Genomic DNA, 17,851 nt, shown 5'->3' with positions numbered 1-17,851 from the left:
CCGTCCATGCCCACGCTCAGTGCGGGTGTGCTCTTGTACCGGGCGCGCGAGGGCGTCGTCGAAGTCCTGATCGCGCATCCCGGTGGTCCGTTTTGGGCCCGCAAAGACGAGGGGGCCTGGTCGATACCCAAGGGTGAGTACACCGACGGCGAGGACCCCTGGACGGTCGCGCAGCGCGAGTTTTCCGAGGAGCTCGGGCTGTCGGTGCCGGCCGGACCGCGACTCGACTTCGGCGCCCTGAAACAACCCAGCGGCAAGGTCGTCACCGCCTTCGGCGTCGGGGCCGACCTCGACGTCACCGACGCGCACAGCAACACCTTTCAGATCGAATGGCCGAAGGGCTCGGGCCGGATGCGGGAGTTCCCCGAGGTCGACCGGGTCGGCTGGTTCGCGGTGGTGCAGGCGCGCACCAAGCTGCTCAAGGGGCAGCGCCCATTTCTCGATCGATTGATGGCACACCCGGCGTTGGCGGGCCTAAGCGAAGGGGATTGACATGCAAACACTGCGCACACCCGACGAGCGGTTCGACAACCTGGCCGACTTTGCTTACGCCCCAAGCTATTGCGAGATCCCGGATGGTGACGGCGGGACGTTGCGGGTGGCCTGGGTGGAGGACGGCCCGCCTGGCGCCGACCCGGTTCTGATGCTGCACGGCGAGCCGTCGTGGTCGTACCTGTACCGCAAGATGATCCCGATCCTGGCCGCCGCCGGGCATCGCGTCGTCTGCCCCGACCTGGTCGGGTTCGGCCGCTCGGACAAGCCGACCCGCCGCGAGGACCACAGCTACGCGCGCCATGTCGAATGGATGCGCGCCGTGGCTTTCGACGTCCTCGACCTGCGCAGCGTGACCCTGGTCGGCCAGGACTGGGGCGGGTTGATCGGCTTGCGGCTGGCGGCCGAGCATCCCGAACGGTTCGCCCGGCTGGTCGTCGCCAACACCGGGCTGCCCAACGGCGAGCAGCCGATGGCCGACGACTGGTGGCGCTTCCGCAACGCGATCGCCGTCGCTCCCAATCTGAACATCGGCTGGTTCGTGCAGGGCGGGTGCGTCCAGGAGCTGTCCGGCGAGGTGCGCGCGGGCTACGACGCGCCGTTCCCGGACGACAGTTATTGCGCCGGGCCGCGCGCCATGCCCGGTCTGGTGCCCGTCTCTCCGGACGATCCCGCGGCGGCGGCCAACAAGGTGGCGTGGGCCAAGCTGTCCGTGAGCCCGACGCCGATGCTCGTCGCGTTCAGCGACAGCGATCCCATCACCGGGCCGATGGCCGCGATCTTCCAGCGTGAGATGCGCGGCGCGCAGGGCATCGATCACCCCACGATCGCCGGGGCCGGCCACTTCCTGCAGGAGGACGCCGGCGAGGAACTGGCCAACCGCATCGTCGAGTTCCTGCGCCGCTGAACCGCCCGCGCGGCGCGGGCAGAATGTGGGGATGACGACCGCCCAAGCCGAATCGCAAGGCCTGCTGCTGCAGCTGCTCGACCCGGCCAATCGCGCCGACCCCTACCGGCTGTTCGCGCAGTTCCGCGACCACGGACCGATCGTGCTGCCGGAGACGACGCTGGTCGTCTTCTCGGCGTACCGGGACTGCGACGAGGTTTTGCGGCACCCGTCGTCGAGTAGCAGCAACGCGAACTCGACGGTCACCAAGCGCCAGCTCGAGGAGGGCGTCGTGCAGCCCCGGACGTTCCCGCCGGGTTTCTTGTTCCTCGATCCGCCCGACCACACCCGGCTGCGCAAGCTGGTCGCCAAGGCGTTCTCGCCGAAGGTGGTCAACGCGTTGCAGCCCGAAATCAGCGCCCTGGTGGGCGGGCTGCTCGACGGGATCGCCGAGAAAGGCAAGTTCGATGTCGTCGAGGACTTCGCCTACCCGCTGCCGGTCGCGGTGATCTGCCGGCTGCTCGGCGTGCCGCTGGACGACGAGCCGCTGTTCAGCCGCGCCTCGGCGGTGCTGGCGCAGGCGCTGGACCCGTTCTCGACGATCACCGGCGTGCCGCCGGACGTGATGAACGAGCGGATGCAGGCGGTGCAGCGGCTGCGCGGATACCTCCACGAGTTGGTCGAGCGGCGCCGATCCGAGCCCGGCGACGACCTGTTGTCGGGCTTGATCGCGGTGGAGGAGTCCGGCGATCAGCTGACCGAGGAGGAGATCGTCTCCACCTGCAACCTGCTGCTGATCGCTGGACACGAGACGACCGTGAATTTGATCGGAAACGCCATCCTGGCCATGCTGCGCAACCCCGTTCACTGGGCCGCGTTGGGCGCCGACCCCGGCCGGGCGCCGGCGATCGTCGAGGAGACCCTGCGTTACGACCCGCCGGTGCAGCTCGCCGGGCGGGTCGCGCTCGCGGACATGACGATCGGGGACCTCGAGGTGCCGGCGGGCGACATCATGATGGTGCTGCTGGGCGCGGCCCAGCGTGATCCCGCCGAGTTCGACCGGCCCGACACCTTCGATCCGGATCGAGGGACCGTGCGGCACTTGGGGTTTGGCCGCGGCATCCATTACTGCCTGGGTGCGCCGCTGGCGCGACTGGAAGCCGGCGTCGCCTTGTCGGCGCTGACCGCGCGCTTCCCCGGCGCCCGGCTGGCCGGCGAGCCGCAATACAAGGCGAACGTCACGTTGCGCGGCCTGTCGGAGCTGATGGTCTCCGTCTAGTCCGCGCCGGGCGAACGGTCACATGATGCGCTGGCGGTACGTCTCGTCGTTGATCCCGCTGCGCACCACCGGCCAAGTGGGCACGGGCCGGTCGTGTTCCGTCCCGTGCGATTTCAGGTGACGTGCGGTAAGGGCAATGACCATGATCGCCTGGGTGACCCAGCAGTACCAAGTCATTGAGGTGCTTCTTGTCCTAGCATGCCATCACCGTACGAAACCGCTGTTGCGGCAACGCTGCCCGCGATGATCGACTTGCTACAACCTGCTCACTGGCAACCGCCGCGGACGGTGAGTTCAGCCGCGCTCCCACGGCGCGCTTTCGTCCATCTTCTTGTAGTACTTCGCCAGGTGGCTCTTGGCGCGGTCGACGTCGGCCTTCGGCAGATCGATGCCGCCACGCGCACCGTCCATGATCGCCCCGGCGATCATCACTCCCCGCGGAACCGCCTTGAGTTTGCCGTCGATCACGTCGGCGAACAGCAGCTTGTAGCCGGTGAAGTTGTCCTTCCTGTCGCTGTCGTACCAGATGTGGGCGTCCCGGTATTTCTGGTTCGGCTTGCCTTCCGCGCCGGCCCATTTGCGCACCCGCTTTTCGGCGGCACCGCCGTCCCACTTGCGGTCGCGATCGGCCAGCGGAAGGTCCTGAAATGCTGTTACTGACATGCTTTTCGCGTGCCCGCTCCCGGGCCCGGGTAAACGCCGCCTAGCCTTCGGGGTTCGTGCCGTCCCCGGCATCGTCGGCCGGACTTGCCGCGACCAAGGAAATCGAAATCGGTATTGGTGTGGCCATCTCGATTTTGCCGTGCGGGTCGTAATAGGCGCCGATTGTGTACTCGCCTTCGGCCTCGACGGAAATGACGAGGTCCTGGGTAAAGCACCGGTACTTTGACGGTTTATCGGCTTCGTCCGGCCAGTGCCAGGATCCCTGGAGGCTGCCGCGCGGCACCCCCGTCGGGTCTTTGCACACGACATGTAGTTCCGCGTCGTAGTCACCGCCGCAGCGTGCGTGCACCACCAGGACGACCGGAACCTTTGCCGTCAAAGGGATTTGCGCGACCTGAAAGCCCGTCGTGGGGACGCGGGTGGCGTAGATCGCGCCGGTCTCGTCGAGCGTGGCGGTACCGGCCACGAACAGCGCGGCGACATTCAGCATCACGACAGCTTAGTGGTAGCGATCGCAAGAATTTCGCAAGTGGGGGGCGATACCTTACGGCCCATAGTGGCGAAAGGAACCCCTATGGATAGCACCCGCACGCTGCGAACGATTTTTGCCGGCGCGCTGCTTTCGGGAGGGCTGGCGGCGGCCGCACTCGGGCTGGGCGCGGGCGCCGCCCACGCCGACGGCCCACACCGCTGGTGCCCGGGTAACCCGAAGAACATGCCCTATGTGGTCAACGGCCTGATCGACTGGGATTGGAACGTCTGCCACACCTGGTACCCCACCAATTACGGCATGGGCAACGTGACCAGCCAGGGCCGGCCCATTTCCATTTGGGACGGCGATAACCCGCCGCCGGAAGCGATCACACCGCGAGCGTGTCCGCCGATCTCGTTCATGTGCCCGTAGCCGCAAATTGGGAGCGGTAGCGACGCGGGCGATGTCGACTTTGCATAGCAACGCGGCCCACCAGGACCGCAATCACCGGAAAGGACAACGATGAACAACGTTCGTTCCATGACAAGGCGCATTGCTCGGCTGGCGACCACCGCCGTGGTGGCCGGCGGCCTCGGGGTTGCCGGTTTGGGCCTGACCGTGGGAACCGCGTCGGCCCATCCCGGTCCCGCGCCGCTGAATGCCTGGCCCGGCTGCCCGGAGGATCACCCGCAGGGGCCGTGCCACTGGTGCCCGGGGCAAGCGCTGCCGCCGACGGGCAACCACGTCACGAACCCGGTGATCTGGGACAACAACATCTGCCACACCTACTACTACGTGTACTTCGGGCAGGGCAACGTCGCCCAGAACATCTGGGACGGTGACAATCCGCCGCCGCCGCCCCCGCCGGCGCCACCGGCCCTGATCAACAAGGACAACTGCCAGCAGATCCTCGGGATGTTCTGCCCTCACGCATGACCCAGGCCCGGCACGATGTCGCCGAGGCTGAACGTGACCGGCTGTTCGAGTTGCGCGTAGGTGCACGAGCGCGGATCGCGGTCGGGGCGCCACCGGCTGAATTGGGCGGTGTGGCGGAACCGCGGGCCTTCCATGTGGTCGTAGCGGACCTCGACGACCCGCTCGGGTCGTAGCGGTACGAACGAGAGGTCCTTGCCGGCGTTCCAGCGCGAGAATTCGTTCTTGCGCGGCGTCCGTTCGCCGGCCTCGTGCGCGGCCCAGTTCCACGGGTGCCCCTCGAAAGTGGTTACCAGCGGCTGCAATTCGGTGAACAGCCGTCGCCGTTCGGCCATCGGGAAGGCGCCGATCACGCCGACGGACGCGAGCTGGCCGTCGTCGGTGTAGAGCCCCAGCAGCAGCGAGCCGATCGCGTCACCGCCGGACTTGTGCACCCGGTAGCCGGCGACCACGCAGTCGGCGGTCCGCTCGTGTTTGACCTTGAACATGACGCGCTTGTCCGGCTGGTAGGTGATGGTCAGCGGCTTGGCGATGACGCCGTCGAGGCCGGCGCCCTCGAACTCCTCGAACCAGCGTTGCGCGGTTTGCATGTCCGTGGTGGCCGGCGTGACGTGGATCGACGGCCCGGAGTCCGCCAGGGCGTCGACGAGGGCCGCGCGCCGCTCGCTGAACGGGCGCCGGGTGTAGTCGTCGTCGCCCAGGGCGAGCAGGTCGAACGCGATGAAGGACGCGGGCGTCTTTTCGGCGAGCATCCGCACCCGCGAGTCGGCCGGGTGGATGCGCTGTTGCAGCGCCTCGAAGTCCAGGCCGTGCGCGGTGGCGACGACGATCTCGCCGTCGATCACGCAGCGCTCCGGTAGCGCGGCCTTGGCGGCCGCGACCAGCTCGGGGAAATAGCGGGTCATCGGCCGCTCGTTGCGGCTGCCGAGCTCGACTTTGTCGCCGTCGCGGAAACAAATGGACCGGAATCCGTCCCACTTGGGCTCGTACGACGCGTCCGGCGGCATCGACCGCACCGGCTTGGCCAGCATCGGCGACACCGGCGGCATGACAGGCAAGTCCATAGGCTGAGGATATGGCTGCAGCAGAAGAGATCGACGTTGACGGCATCTCGGTGCGGCTGACCAGCCCCGACAAGGTGTACTTCCCCGCGCTGGGGTCGAACGGGACCAAACGCCGGCTGGTCGAGTACTACCTGGCCGTGGCTCCCGGCCCGATGCTGACCGCGCTGCGCGACCGGCCCACCCATCTGCAGCGCTTCCCCGACGGCATCGACGGCGAAGAGATTTACCAGAAGCGGGTGCCGCAGCACCATCCCGACTATCTGGAGACCTGCCGGGTGACGTTCCCGTCGGGACGCACCGCCGACGCGCTGAAGGTGACCCATCCGTCGGCGATCGTGTGGGCGGCGCAGATGGGCACCGTCACGCTGCATCCCTGGCAGGTGCGCTGCCCGGACACCGACCATCCCGACGAATTGCGCATCGACCTGGATCCCCAGCCGGGCACCGGCTTTCAGGAGGCGCGGTCGGTGGCCGTCGACGTGCTGCGGCCGCTGCTCGACGAACTCGGTCTGGTCGGCTACCCGAAGACGTCCGGCGGCCGCGGGGTGCATGTCTTCCTGCGCGTCGCCACCGACTGGGACTTCGTCGAAGTCCGCCGCGCAGGCATCGCGCTCGCTCGCGAGGTGGAACGGCGCGCCCCCGACGCGGTGACGACGTCGTGGTGGAAGGAAGAACGGGGCGAGCGGATCTTCATCGACTTCAACCAGAACGCCCGCGACCGGACGATGGCGTCGCCCTATTCGGTGCGGCGCACGCCGATCGCGACGGTGTCGACGCCGCTGACGTGGGAGGAACTGGCCGTCGCGGATCCCGACGACTACACGATGGCTACCGTGCCCGATTTCGTGACACGGCGCGACGATCCGTGGGCCGGCATCGACGACGTGGCCCAGTCGATCGCGCCACTGCTGGAGATGGCAGCGGCCGATGCCGACCGCGGGCTGGGCGACATGCCGTATCCGCCGAACTACCCGAAGATGCCGGGCGAGCCGAAACGCGTTCAGCCGAGCCGGGATACGGACCTGACCAGGAAAAACAAATCGAAGTGATGGGTGCAAAACCCGGTATCGGCTGCCTCCACAGCGATAGGCTTTGACTCTGCGCGTGACCCGATGCAGGCCAGACGATGCCGGGTCGCCATGATGCATCGGTCATGACGCGTGGGAGGTGTCCCATGTCGTTAGTGATCGCGACGCCGGAATGGGTGACGGCGGCTGCAACGGATCTGGCGAATATCGGTTCGACGCTCAACGCGGCCAAATCCGCCGCGGCGGCCCCAACGACGGGGATTCTGGTCGCGGCCGAGGATGAGGTGTCGGCGGCCATTGCGGCGGTGTTTTCCGCGCATGGTCAGGGCTTTCAGGCACTCGGCGCGCGGGCGGCGGCGTTTCACGACCAGTTTGTGCGCGCGTTGAGCGCGGGTGCGGGGGCCTATGCGAGCGCGGAGGCCGCCAATGTCGCGGCGTTTGTCGCCAATCCGGCGCAGACGGTAGAGCAGGATCTGCTCGACGTGGTCAATGCGCCCTTCCTGGCGTTGTTGGGGCGCCCGCTGGTCGGCAACGGCGCCAACGCCGCCCCGGGCAGCGGGCTGCCCGGTGGGCCCGGCGGGATCTTGTACGGCGACGGCGGGGCCGGCGGGTCCGGCGCGTTCGGTCAGAACGGCGGTAGCGGCGGGGCGGCCGGGCTGATCGGCAACGGTGGCCCCGGCGGAACCGGCGCGGGCGGCGCGGTGTCCGGGACCGCTGGCGGTAACGGCGGGGCCGGCGGGCTGCTGTTCGGCCACGGCGGTGCTGGGGGAACCGGCGGGAACGAAGGGGCGGGCAACGGCGGGATGGGCGGCGCCGGCGGGGCTGCCGGTCTGTTCGGCCACGGCGGCACCGGGGGCACTGGCGGCATCACGCAGCTTGTCAACGGCAGCGGTGGCGCCGGCGGCGCCGGCGGGGCCGGCGGAGTGTTCGGCACCGGCGGCACTGGGGGCACCGGCGGGTTCGCCCTTGCCGGCACCGGCGGGGCCGGCGGCATCGGCGGCAACGGTGGCCTCCTCTTGGGCTCCGGCGGCGGCGGGGGCGACGGTGGCTCCGGCGCCGCCGTCACCCCTGGTTCGCTCGGAAACGGCGGCATTGGCGGCATCGGCGGCAACGCTGGCCTCCTCTTCGGCACTGGCGGCATCGGCGGCACCGGCGGCGTCGGCGGCGGCAGCCCCCTCACGCCCGGCGGCGGACTCGGCGGCGCCGGCGGGTTCGGCGGCACCGGCGGCGTGCTGGCGGGCTCCGGTGGTGGCGGCGGCTTCGGCGGGTTCGGCCTCGGAGCCGGGGGCAGTGGCGGGGGCGGCGGCAACGGCGGCCTCCTCTACGGCGACGGCGGCGTCGGCGGCACTGGTGGCAATTCCTTGAATCCCGGCGGCACCGGGGGCAAGGGCGGCAACGCGGTCCTGATCGGAGACGGCGGTAACGGCGGCGACGGCGGGTCCGGCACGACGACGGGGGCCGGGGGCCAGGGCGGCACCGGCGGGGTGCTCTTCGGCCTGAACGGAGCGAACGGGTTGTCGTAGCCTGACGGCAGGCGACTAAGCCCGCGCGGGCTGCGGGACGAATTCCGACCGCGAGGCGTCGCTGCGCGGCCGCGATACCCGGGCGGTGAGAAGCGCGACCAGTATCCCCGCAAAACCGGCGACCGTTGTCACCGGCGATGACCCGGACAGCATGAAGTACCCAAAGGTGGCACCGCCGATCAGCAAGGCGACGCGCGTGGGCGTCCAGGCGGCCGTCGCCGGCAGCCGATAGGACAGACCGATGCCGAGCAGCAGCGCAAGGACGTGGCCGATTGCGGTGAAGTCGGCTCCCGAGGCCGCCATCAGCGCGATCCCGAGCCACCACCCGACCCACGCCGCTCGCCAGCGCGTCGGTATGGAAGCCGTCAGCGCGCCGAGGACACACACCGCGCCGTAGCTGACTCCCACGTCGCTCGCCCGCGCAATGGAGACCGGTAGCCAGCCAACCTCCACCGCGACGACCAGCCCGACCGCCACGAGGAGCGTGGCGCCGACATGACCGACCGCGAAAGCGATGATCAAACCCGTTCCGCGCCAAATCAGTTCGCCCAGGGCCAGCAGACACACCAGCCATGGCAGCCAAAGATGGATGTCTCCGCCCTCGTCGACGAACGCGCTGCCGACCAGCGTGCTCAGGTGGCCGTGCGCGAGGTTGTGCAAATTGGTGCTCATGCGACTCACAGCAACCTCGCGCGCGTGCGGACCGAGCGCATTCAACATGACCGAGACCGCGGTCAGCAGGACGGCGTAGGCCGCCGTGATGCGCACCTGGGCCGCGCGAGACAACGCCCGCGCGGCCCAGGTGCTCTCACGAATAGCTATCGCGTACATCGTGATTCGCCTTCGTCCGAATGGCCCGACCAGCCCCGGTCCCGGCCGAGCAGGTCTGCGGTGGTTTCGCGGCGCACCAGTTCACGCGCCCGGCCCGCGGTGACCGCGACCAGCGGCGGGCGCCCCACCACGCTGCAGCTCGATCCCATCGAGTAGTGGTAGGCGCCGGTACAGGCCACCGCCAGCAGATCGCCGGGATGGATGTCGGCGGGCAGCTCGACGTCGCGAGCGATCTCGTCGCCGGCCTCGCAGTGCCGGCCCACCACCGTGACCGGCGCGGTAGGCGTCGACGCGTGCCGGTTGGCCAGTGCCACCGTGTATTTCGCGCCGGCGGGAGCCAACCGCGGGTTGTCGCTCATCCCGCCGTCCACCGCAACAAAGGTGTGCCCGTCGGGCCGGCGCTTGACGGCGACCACCCGGTACAGCGTCATCCCCGCGCGCGCCGCGATCGCGCGGCCCGGCCCGATGGCGATGCGTGGTCGCGGATAATCATGTTCCGCACAAGCGGATTGGAGCGCGGCGTCGAGCACCGTGCCGAATGCCCGCGGGTTGAAGGCGGGTTCGCCGCTCCGGTAGGGCACCGCGTGTCCGCCGCCGAGGCTGAGCTCGGTCAGCACGACGTGATGACGATTGCGAACCTCGGCCATCAAGGCCAGAATCTGCCGGATGGCCGCGCCGTAGAGCGCGGCGTCGGCCAGCTGCGAACCCAGCTGGCAGTGCAGCCCCACCAGGTCGAGCCACGGCTCGCCCAGGAGGCGCTTGACCGCACCGGCCGCCTGGCCGCCCGCCAGGGCGAAGCCGAATTTCTGGTCGCCGGCGTCGATGTCGGGGATCACCCGGATCAGCACGCGTTGACGACGGCGCACCCGCCCGGCCAGCAGCGCGATCTCGTTCGGGGTGTCGATCACGATTCGGCCCACCCCGGCCGCGACCGCGTCGTCGAGTTCCGCGGCGCTCTTGGCGGTGCCGTTGAGGACGATGTCCGACGGCGGCACCTCGCCGGTCAGCGCGGTGGCCAGTTCGCCGCCCGAGCAGACCTCCACGCCGGCGCCCTCCTCGGCGGCCCACCCCGCGACGGCCGCACTGAGCAGGGCCCTGCCGGCGTAGATCAGCTCGACACCTGGCAGCGCCGCGCGATAACCCCGGATGCGGGCCCGGAAGTCCTCTTCGTCGAGCACGTAGGCGGGCGTGCCGAACTCGGCCGCGAGTTCGGTGACCGCCAACCCGCCGATGCACAACCGGCCCATTTCGTCGACGGAGCTGCTCAGCGGCCAGATCGCGCGGTCGAGGTGCGGTCGCACCTCGCGCCGCTGCGACGAAAGCAGCTCGGACAGCGTCATGCTTCCACGGTGCAGGCGTAAAGCGCGGTCCGCCTCGCTCTTAACGAAGCTTTCACACGCGTGTGATTAATCTTCACGGATTCGGCACGGCGGACCGCCTCGTCGGCTCGCTCAAGCGAAGTAGTCCGACGGAACGAACGGAACGTCGTCCGGCGCATTATGACGGGCCCCCAACAGCGCCCGCGCTGCGTCACCGATAGGGATACGCAGCGGTAGCTGCGGTTTCTCGGCGGCGTCGGCAACCTCTGCGGCGACCTGCTCGGGTGTGATGATCCCGGCGCGTGCGCCGCCGCCCGCGAGAATCGCGGAGTACGGATCGTCGGGCAGCGTGTAGGTGGTCACGTCGTCGAGGGCGCCGGAGCTCACCGCGCCCGGTTCCAGCAGGGCGGCCTGGACGCCGAACGGTGCGATCTCGATGGTGAGCGCCTCGACCAGGGCTTCCAGCGCCCATTTCGTCGACGCATAGGCCGCGCCGGGTGGCAGCACGACGCGGCCGACGACGCTGGACATGAACAGCAGCTTCCCGTTGCCGCGGGCGCGCATCTGGGGCAGGACCGCCTGGGCCACTCGGATGGCGCCGACGGTGTTGAGGTTGAGCAGCCGCTGCAGCTCGGCCAGCGGGGTGGCCTCCACGGCGGCGTACACGATCTCGGCGGCGTTGGAGATCAGGATGTCGATCTGGCCTGCGGCCGCGACGGCCGCCGCCACGCTGGCGTCGTCGGTGACGTCGAGCGCCAGCCGCTCGCCGACGTCGAGGTCGGCAAGCGCGCGCGGGTCACGCGCGGTGGCCACGACGCGATGGCCCCGGCGGGCGAATTCGGTGGCGAGGGCGCGGCCAATGCCGCGGCTGGCTCCGGTGATCAGAACGGATGGCATGGCGGGGAAGTCCTTTCAGGAGTGGTTTCCGTTGGAGCTGGGAAGCTTTGGCGCACTGGGCAACTCGAAGATCAGCAGGGTGCTGGTCGCGGTCGCGACGAGCTTGCCTGACGCGTCGGTCACCTCTCCTTCGGCGAATCCGATCCGCGATCCCGCTTTGACGACGGTGCCGACGGCGGTCAGCTCGCCGCTGGCAACGGTGACCGCCTTGAGGTAGTTGACCTTGATCTCGACCGAGGTGTAGCCGATGCCTTCGGGCAACGTGGTGTGCAGCGCGCAGGCGGCCGCGGTGTCCAGCAGCGTGCACACGGCGCCGCCGTGCACCATGCCCAGCGGGTTGTACATGGACCCGTCCGGGACGCAGGAGAACTCGATGCGCCCGTTTTGCACATCCTCGAGGCGCATCCGCAGCAGCCTGGCGATCGGTGAGGGGGGCAGCTGCCCGTCGGCGACCGCCCGCCAGTACGCGAGGCCGGACATCGACGCGGCCGCGGCCTGCGTGGCCACTGGGTCGCGCCAGGTGACCACTCGCGACTCTTCCACGCCCCAGCCCGGGAAAGTCTTCATCCGCCCGCCTTCGTGAAAACTGATCGGTTTACTTTCTCGGATGAACCTACCGCGGCTTTCGTACGGTGTAAACCGATCGGTGTACGATGAAAGTGTGAACGATGCCACATCCCAGACGCGTCCGGCCGGCGGGCGGGGGGCCCGCGAGCGCATCGAGGGCGCGGCGGCGCGGCTCTTCTACCGCGACGGAATCCACGCGACCGGCGTCGAACGCATCGCCCAGGAGGCCAACGTCTCCAAGCGCACGCTCTACCAGCACTTCGCCAGCAAGAACGACCTCGTGGACAACTACCTGCGCGGCTTCGAGGCCCGTGGCGGCTCGGCCACGGAGCAGCGGCTGGCAGACACCGCCCTGCCCCCGCGCGAACGCCTGCTGGCGATCTTCGAAATGCCGCCTCGGAAAGTGTTGCGGGGCTGCCCCTTTCACAACGCGGCCGTGGAATCCGCCGGGTCGCTGCCGGGCGCGGACGAGATCGTGCGGGCGCACAAACAGGAGTTCACCCGCCGCCTCATCGCCATCGCGCAGCAGGCAGGTGCCGCCGATCCCCACCTGCTCGGCCAGCAGCTGGCCGTGCTCTTCGAGGGCGCCGCGGCGATGGCGACGTCGCTGAACGACACCGCGCCCGTCGTCCACGCCCGCGCCGCCGCCACCACCCTGATCGATGCCGCGTTACGCCCTTGACGAGCGCCTCTCGGGGCTGCTACACATGGCGTGCGCCCAAATTTGGGCGATCGCCCAAATATCGGGATCGGAGTGGCAATGGGCCGGATGGAGGGCAAGGTCGCGTTCGTGACCGGAGCCGCGCGCGGGCAGGGCAGGAGTCACGCGGTCCGGCTCGCGCAGGAGGGCGCCGACATCATCGCCGTCGACATCTGCCGCAAGTTCGAGGCCTCGCCGGCCGACGGCGCGACACCCGAAGACCTCGACGAGACGGCGGGATTGGTGAAGGACGCCGGCGGCCGCGTCGTCACCGCCGAAGTCGACGTTCGCGATTTCGACGCGTTGCGCGCCGCCGTCGACAGCGGGGTCGAACAGCTGGGGCGCCTGGACGTCGTCATCGCCAACGCCGGCATCGGCACGACGGCGGGAAAGCTGCACAAGACCGACGAGGCGCTGTGGCAGGAGATGATCGACGTCAACCTGAGCGGGGTCTGGAAGACGGTGAAGGCCGGCGTCCCCCACATGCTGGACGGCGGCCGCGGCGGGTCGATCGTTCTGACGTCCTCGGTGGCCGGCAACAAGGCCTATCCGCACGTCGGCCATTACGTTGCGGCCAAGCACGGCGTGATCGGGCTGATGCGTTCGTTCGCGGTCGAACTGGGCCAGCGGATGATCAGGGTCAACGCCGTCCTGCCGACGCACGTCAACTCGCCGCTGCTGATGAACGAGGCCACCTACCGCGCCTTCCGGCCGGAGTTGGAGAACCCGGGACCCGACGACCTGGCGCCGGTGTGCCAGAGCTTCCACTATCTGCCGATCCCCTGGGTGACCCCGCAAGACATCAGCAACGCCGTGCTGTTCCTGGCCTCCGACGAAGCGCGCTACATCACCGGCGTCGCGCTGCCGGTGGATGCCGGCAGCTGCCTGAAGTAAGGATGCATCGATGACCGTCACCAACGACACCGACGTCTATTACGACCCCTACGACACCGGCATCATCGCCGACCCGTACCCGACCTACGCGCGGCTGCGCGAAGAGGCGCCGATCTATTACAACGAGCGGTACGACTTCTGGGCGGTATCAAGGCATTCCGACGTCGAACGCGCGCTGGCGAACTGGGAAACGTTCTCCAACAGAAGGAGCGACATCCTCGAGCTGATCCAGTCGAAATTCGACATGCCCGGCGGCGTCATGATGTTCCAGGATCCGCCCGAACACACGCGGCTGCGCGGCCTGATGTCGCGCGTGTTCACCCCGCGCCGGATGGCCGAGCTCGAGGACCAGATCCGGCGGTACTGCGTGCGGTGCCTGGACCCGCTGGTCGGGTCGGGGGGCTTCGACATCATCGCCGAACTCGCGTCGATGATGCCGATGCGGGTGATCGGGATGCTGCTGGGAATCCCCGAGTCCGAACAGGTTTCGGTCCGCGACGCCAACGACGCCAACCTGCGCACCAAGCCGGGCACGCCGATGAAGGTCGCCGACGCCGACTCGATCGCCGACGGGCGGATCTACGCCGACTACGTCGAGTGGCGCTCGAAGAACCCGTCTGACGACCTGATGACCACGCTGCTCAACGTCGAGTTCGACGACGAGCACGGGGTGCACCGAAAGCTGACCCGCAAGGAGGTGCTGCACTACACCCAGGTGGTCGCGGGCGCCGGCAACGAGACGACGGGCCGGCTGATCGGCTGGCTGGCCAAGGTGCTCGCCGAGCACCCCGACCAGCGCCGCGAGGTACACCAGGACCGGTCGCTGCTCACCCGGACCGTCGACGAGACGCTGCGGTTCGAGCCCACCGGCCCCCACGTCGCCCGTTGGATGGCAAAGGATTTCGAGTGCTACGGCCGGACCGTCCCGGCCGGCAGCGCCATGCTGCTGCTGTTCGGCGCCGCCAACCGCGACCATCGCCGCTATGAGGATCCGGACACCTTCAACATCCGCCGCGACAACATCTCGCACATCACCTTCGGCAAGGGCGTGCACTACTGCCTCGGGGCCAACCTCGCGCGCCTCGAGGGCCGCGTCGCGCTGGACGAGATCCTCAACCGGTGGCCCGAGTGGGACATCGACTACGACACGGCGCAATTGGCGTCGACGTCGACCGTGCGCGGCTGGGAACGCCTGCGGGTGGTGCTGCCCTAGGTTAGCCGCCCGGCTTTTTTCGGGGTCGGCATCTCGAACCGATCCAGAAACCGGTTGACCAGCTCGATGGCCTCCTCGTGCCCGCCTTTGGTGCCGAGCGTCTGCTCGAGGATCAGCGTGCGCCCGACCGCGGCGATGACGACCGCGATACCCGCGGGCGGGAATTCGCTTGTTTCATAGCCATGTTCGCGGACGATGAAGTTCAGCGCGGTGATCTGCTGCTCCCGCCAGCGCTCCTGCCATGCCGAGATCTCCGCCCGTATCTCCTTGCGGTGGTTGGCAAGTCCCATGAACTCCAGCAGCAGCCGGGCGTCCTTGGGTTCGATGAGCGTCTGCCAGAAGGCGTGCAGCGGCCGGTCGGAAGCCAGCGCTTCGCTCTGCCGTTCCAGGTAGGCGGCGGCCCCACGCCGGAACACGTCGAGGTACAGCTCGTCCATCGTCGGGAAGTAGTAGTGCACCAGGGCCGGCTTGACGCCGGCTTCGGCCGCCACCCGCCGCGACGTGGCCGCGGCGTAACCCTCGTCGACCATGATCCGACTCGTCGCGTCGATCAGCATGTCGCGCGTCGTCGAGTCCCTGGCCATCCCCCGACCCTAAATTGGGCGATCGCCAAAAATCAACCGGCCTCCGCGATGACCGTGGGACCACTTGACCGACCTCGCGGAGGGGTGATAGGCAGTGTCGAGCCCACGTGCTGGGCGATCGCTCAGGAAGGGGCGCGGGTGAAGACGGCGGTGGTGACCGGCGGTGCCTCCGGGATTGGCCGCGCGGTCGCGGAGCGACTGCGCAGCGACGGCTTCCGCGTGGCCGTCATCGACTTGTCGCCCACCGACGACGGCTTCGGTTACGTCGCGGACGTCACCGACCGCGCGCAGGTCGACGCGGCGACCGCGGCCATCCGCGCGGCGCTCGGCCCAATCCTGGTGCTGGTCAACGCGGCCGGCGTGGAAGGCTTCAAGAAATTCCTGGACATGTCCTTCGAGGCGTGGTCGAAGGTGATCGACGTCAACCTGAACGGCGTGTTCCACACCATCCAGGCCGTGCTCCCCGACATGGTCGAGGCCGGATGGGGGCGCATCGTCAACATCTCCTCGTCGAGCACTCATTCCGGCCAGCCGTTCATGGCCCACTATGTGGCGGCCAAGTCCGCGGTGAACGGCCTGACCAAATCGCTGGCCCTCGAATACGGTCCGAGCGGGATCACCGTCAACGCAGTGCCGCCGGGGTTCGTCGACACCCCGATGCTGCGCAGCGCCGAGCGCCGTCAGCTGCTCGGCGGCACCGTCGAGGACCACATCGCACGCACCCCGGTGCGCCGGGTGGGCAGGCCCGAGGACATCGCGGCGGCGTGCGCGTTCTTCGTGTCCGAGGAGGCCGGCTACATCACCGGGCAGATTCTGGGGGTCAACGGCGGACGAAACACCTGATAAGCATTAGGTGTGGCTTCCAGTTTCCAGGACGTGATCAAGTCCAAGTATTTGCTCCTGACCACCTTCACCAAGGACGGCCGTCCCAAGCCGACCGCGATCTGGGGCGTTCCCGAGGGCGGCAAGCTGCTCGTCATCACCGACGACGGGTCGTGGAAGGTGAGGCGGATCAACAACACGCCCCGGGTGACGATCGCGCGCAGCACCGCACTCGGCAAGCCCAAGGGCGACCCGGTCGAAGGGGTCGCCCGGGTGCTGCCGAAATCCGAGACGCGGCGCGTCTACAACGCCGTGCTCAAGCGGTACTGGTATCACGCCTGGTGGTTCTATGCGCACTCGATCGTGCGCGGCGGCATCGACAAGGTGCACGTCGGGCTGGAGATCGAACCGGCCGGCTGACGAGTAGGTGCCGCGACACTGACACCAGGCACACGACACGCCGCGGCGGGTGTGCGTGGTTTCAATCTCGGCGGCGCGGAATGGCGCCGGCCGGAACGGGACTCGCGGCATCGCTCTTGGGGTCGATGAGGATCTTCGCATGCGCCTCGGGATCGCCGAGCGCGTCGAACGCGGCCTCGACGCCGGGCAGCCCAACCGTCCCGGTGATCAACGGGGCGACGTCGACCTTGCCGTCGGCGAGCATGTGCAGCGTGTCGCGGAACTCCAGCGGGGTATAGCCGAGCACGAACCGAAGGTCCGTCTCCTTGTTGATCGCCATCGCCGGGCGAATGTGGTCCGAGCCCATGCAGACGCCGACCACCACGATGCGCGAGAACAGCGGCGCGCCCGCGATGATGCCGTCGATAATGCCTGGGACGCCAACACATTCGAAGATGACGGGGTGCTTCGGCGTCGTGGCGCCGGCGGCTTCGGCGGCGCGCCACACGTGCCACCAGGGCAGCCGCAGCCGTTGCAGCTTCTCGATGGTGCCGACCGCCAGATCGAACGCCTCGAGGATGCCCTGCAGGTGTTTGCCGCTCGCGTCCGTCGTGTAGGGGGAGTCCTGAGCGGGATCGACGACCGTGTCGGCGCCGCAGGCGGTGGCCAGCGCGCGCCGGCCGGGCGAGAAGTCGCTGGCGATCACGGTGCGCACGCCGTGCGCCTTGAGCATGCAGATAACCGCGAGACCGATTGGCCCGCAACCGATCACGATCGCGACGTCGCCCTTGCCGACCTCGCCACGGCGCACCGCGTGCCAGCCGACGGCCATCGGTTCGGTCAGGGCGGCCACCTCGGGCGCCAGCCCGTTGGGGACGGGCAACGTCAGCGACTGCTCGACGAGGAGTTGCTCGGCGTAGGCGCCGGGGGCCATCGTCGACAGCCCGATCCCGTGCACCTCCTTGCCGCGGCGCAGCAATGGCAGGGAGACGACGCGGGTGCCGGGCCGCGGGGCCTTGCGGGTGCCGGGCCCGTAATCGAGCACCTCGCCGCAGAATTCGTGGCCGAACACCACATGTTGGTCCGATCGCATGAACGCGTCATACCCGGATTCGACCATCACGTCGGCCAGTTCGTCGCAGTGGTGGCGCGCATGCAGGTCGGATCCGCAGATGCCGCACCGCAGCACCTCGATCAGCAACTGGCCCTTCGCCGGGGTCGGGGTCGGGGCGTCGACGACTTCGAGCTTTGCGTTGGTGCACGTGACGGATTTCATCTGCCGATC

22 protein-coding genes are annotated in these 17,851 nt (G+C 68.8%); 12 read left to right on the top strand and 10 right to left on the bottom strand.

Annotated features, from left to right (window positions below; translation table 11 throughout):
* Window positions 1–6 precede the first annotated feature (6 nt).
* From AC5Y7V_RS00325 to AC5Y7V_RS00315, 3 genes are read left to right on the top strand one after another with little or no spacing between them, the layout of a single operon-like run.
* Window positions 7–492, top strand: coding sequence for an NUDIX hydrolase (locus AC5Y7V_RS00325; protein WP_499878076.1), 486 nt, complete (start codon window positions 7–9; stop codon window positions 490–492).
* 1 nt (window position 493) lies between these two features.
* Window positions 494–1,399, top strand: a complete 906-nt coding sequence (locus tag AC5Y7V_RS00320) for a haloalkane dehalogenase (protein WP_499878075.1) — start codon at window positions 494–496, stop codon at window positions 1,397–1,399.
* Between the two features lie 31 nt (window positions 1,400–1,430).
* Window positions 1,431–2,657: a cytochrome P450 gene (locus tag AC5Y7V_RS00315; protein WP_499878074.1), complete on the top strand. Its 1,227-nt coding sequence runs from the start codon at window positions 1,431–1,433 to the stop codon at window positions 2,655–2,657.
* A gap of 18 nt (window positions 2,658–2,675) precedes the next feature.
* On the opposite strand, the gene AC5Y7V_RS00310 is transcribed toward AC5Y7V_RS00315, so the two are convergent.
* The 3 genes from AC5Y7V_RS00310 to AC5Y7V_RS00300 all read right to left on the bottom strand — a co-directional run bounded on the left by AC5Y7V_RS00310 (window position 2,676) and on the right by AC5Y7V_RS00300 (window position 3,810).
* On the bottom strand, window positions 2,676–2,834 hold the full coding sequence (locus AC5Y7V_RS00310) for a hypothetical protein (RefSeq protein WP_499878073.1): 159 nt from the start codon (window positions 2,832–2,834) through the stop codon (window positions 2,676–2,678).
* A 117-nt stretch (window positions 2,835–2,951) separates the two neighbouring features.
* On the bottom strand, window positions 2,952–3,320 hold the full coding sequence (locus AC5Y7V_RS00305; RefSeq protein WP_499878072.1) for a hypothetical protein: 369 nt from the start codon (window positions 3,318–3,320) through the stop codon (window positions 2,952–2,954).
* A gap of 40 nt (window positions 3,321–3,360) precedes the next feature.
* Window positions 3,361–3,810 carry a hypothetical protein gene (locus AC5Y7V_RS00300; protein WP_499878071.1) on the bottom strand — a complete coding sequence of 150 codons (450 nt, stop codon included), beginning with the start codon at window positions 3,808–3,810 and terminating at the stop codon, window positions 3,361–3,363.
* A gap of 84 nt (window positions 3,811–3,894) precedes the next feature.
* Here AC5Y7V_RS00300 and AC5Y7V_RS00295 point away from each other — a divergent pair, with 84 nt between their 5' ends.
* Window positions 3,895–4,224: a hypothetical protein gene (locus tag AC5Y7V_RS00295; RefSeq protein ID WP_499878070.1), complete on the top strand. Its 330-nt coding sequence runs from the start codon at window positions 3,895–3,897 to the stop codon at window positions 4,222–4,224.
* 108 nt (window positions 4,225–4,332) lie between these two features.
* The gene (locus tag AC5Y7V_RS00290) at window positions 4,333–4,728 is read left to right on the top strand and encodes a hypothetical protein (RefSeq protein ID WP_499878069.1); all 396 of its coding nucleotides are present in this window, start codon (window positions 4,333–4,335) and stop codon (window positions 4,726–4,728) included.
* Here the strand turns inward: AC5Y7V_RS00290 and AC5Y7V_RS00285 are convergent.
* Entirely contained in the window at window positions 4,719–5,789 is a 1,071-nt protein-coding gene (locus tag AC5Y7V_RS00285) for an ATP-dependent DNA ligase (RefSeq protein WP_499878068.1), read from the bottom strand. The two genes, AC5Y7V_RS00290 and AC5Y7V_RS00285, sit on opposite strands and share 10 nt — an antisense overlap.
* A gap of 11 nt (window positions 5,790–5,800) precedes the next feature.
* On the opposite strand from AC5Y7V_RS00285, the gene ligD reads away from it, so the two are divergent.
* Together ligD and AC5Y7V_RS00275 are read left to right on the top strand one after the other, a co-directional pair.
* Window positions 5,801–6,838, top strand: a complete 1,038-nt coding sequence (gene ligD, locus AC5Y7V_RS00280; protein WP_499878067.1) for a non-homologous end-joining DNA ligase — start codon at window positions 5,801–5,803, stop codon at window positions 6,836–6,838.
* Window positions 6,839–6,963: 125 nt separating this feature from the next.
* Window positions 6,964–8,340, top strand: coding sequence for a PE family protein (locus AC5Y7V_RS00275; protein ID WP_499878066.1), 1,377 nt, complete (start codon window positions 6,964–6,966; stop codon window positions 8,338–8,340).
* Between the two features lie 15 nt (window positions 8,341–8,355).
* Here the strand turns inward: AC5Y7V_RS00275 and AC5Y7V_RS00270 are convergent, their stop codons facing one another.
* From AC5Y7V_RS00270 to AC5Y7V_RS00255, 4 genes are all read right to left on the bottom strand, one after another.
* The gene (locus AC5Y7V_RS00270; RefSeq protein ID WP_499878065.1) at window positions 8,356–9,171 is read right to left on the bottom strand and encodes a rhomboid-like protein; all 816 of its coding nucleotides are present in this window, start codon (window positions 9,169–9,171) and stop codon (window positions 8,356–8,358) included.
* The gene (gene lysA / locus AC5Y7V_RS00265; RefSeq protein WP_499878064.1) at window positions 9,159–10,511 is read right to left on the bottom strand and encodes a diaminopimelate decarboxylase; all 1,353 of its coding nucleotides are present in this window, start codon (window positions 10,509–10,511) and stop codon (window positions 9,159–9,161) included. The genes AC5Y7V_RS00270 and lysA overlap by 13 nt, the downstream gene beginning before the upstream one ends.
* 111 nt (window positions 10,512–10,622) lie before the next feature.
* Window positions 10,623–11,387 (bottom strand): SDR family NAD(P)-dependent oxidoreductase, encoded by a 765-nt coding sequence (locus tag AC5Y7V_RS00260; protein WP_499878063.1) that lies wholly within the window; start codon window positions 11,385–11,387, stop codon window positions 10,623–10,625.
* Between the two features lie 15 nt (window positions 11,388–11,402).
* Window positions 11,403–11,954, bottom strand: coding sequence for a PaaI family thioesterase (locus tag AC5Y7V_RS00255; protein ID WP_499878062.1), 552 nt, complete (start codon window positions 11,952–11,954; stop codon window positions 11,403–11,405).
* Between the two features lie 94 nt (window positions 11,955–12,048).
* Between AC5Y7V_RS00255 and AC5Y7V_RS00250 the strand changes: the two genes are divergently transcribed.
* The 3 genes from AC5Y7V_RS00250 to AC5Y7V_RS00240 all read left to right on the top strand — a co-directional run bounded on the left by AC5Y7V_RS00250 (window position 12,049) and on the right by AC5Y7V_RS00240 (window position 14,761).
* The gene (locus AC5Y7V_RS00250; protein WP_499878061.1) at window positions 12,049–12,636 is read left to right on the top strand and encodes a TetR/AcrR family transcriptional regulator; all 588 of its coding nucleotides are present in this window, start codon (window positions 12,049–12,051) and stop codon (window positions 12,634–12,636) included.
* Window positions 12,637–12,714: 78 nt separating this feature from the next.
* Window positions 12,715–13,548, top strand: a complete 834-nt coding sequence (locus AC5Y7V_RS00245) for a mycofactocin-coupled SDR family oxidoreductase (protein ID WP_499878060.1) — start codon at window positions 12,715–12,717, stop codon at window positions 13,546–13,548.
* Window positions 13,549–13,558: 10 nt separating this feature from the next.
* Window positions 13,559–14,761 carry a cytochrome P450 gene (locus AC5Y7V_RS00240; RefSeq protein WP_499878059.1) on the top strand — a complete coding sequence of 401 codons (1,203 nt, stop codon included), beginning with the start codon at window positions 13,559–13,561 and terminating at the stop codon, window positions 14,759–14,761.
* On the opposite strand, the gene AC5Y7V_RS00235 is transcribed toward AC5Y7V_RS00240, so the two are convergent.
* On the bottom strand, window positions 14,758–15,318 hold the full coding sequence (locus tag AC5Y7V_RS00235; protein ID WP_499878879.1) for a TetR/AcrR family transcriptional regulator: 561 nt from the start codon (window positions 15,316–15,318) through the stop codon (window positions 14,758–14,760). The genes AC5Y7V_RS00240 and AC5Y7V_RS00235 overlap by 4 nt on opposite strands.
* Before the next feature lie 165 nt (window positions 15,319–15,483).
* Between AC5Y7V_RS00235 and AC5Y7V_RS00230 the strand changes: the two genes are divergently transcribed.
* A complete protein-coding gene (locus AC5Y7V_RS00230) occupies window positions 15,484–16,188 on the top strand; it encodes an SDR family NAD(P)-dependent oxidoreductase (RefSeq protein WP_499878058.1) in 705 nt (234 codons plus the stop codon).
* 12 nt (window positions 16,189–16,200) lie between these two features.
* The gene (locus AC5Y7V_RS00225) at window positions 16,201–16,587 is read left to right on the top strand and encodes a PPOX class F420-dependent oxidoreductase (protein ID WP_499878057.1); all 387 of its coding nucleotides are present in this window, start codon (window positions 16,201–16,203) and stop codon (window positions 16,585–16,587) included.
* Between the two features lie 61 nt (window positions 16,588–16,648).
* Here AC5Y7V_RS00225 and AC5Y7V_RS00220 read toward each other — a convergent pair whose 3' ends face one another.
* The gene (locus AC5Y7V_RS00220) at window positions 16,649–17,842 is read right to left on the bottom strand and encodes a zinc-binding dehydrogenase (protein ID WP_499878056.1); all 1,194 of its coding nucleotides are present in this window, start codon (window positions 17,840–17,842) and stop codon (window positions 16,649–16,651) included.
* Between the last annotated feature and the right edge of the window lie 9 nt (window positions 17,843–17,851).

This window comes from Mycobacterium sp. NGS34 (assembly GCF_059812845.1).
Note: the sequence above shows the minus strand (reverse complement) of the source record. Positions and strands in the feature narration are given on the sequence as shown.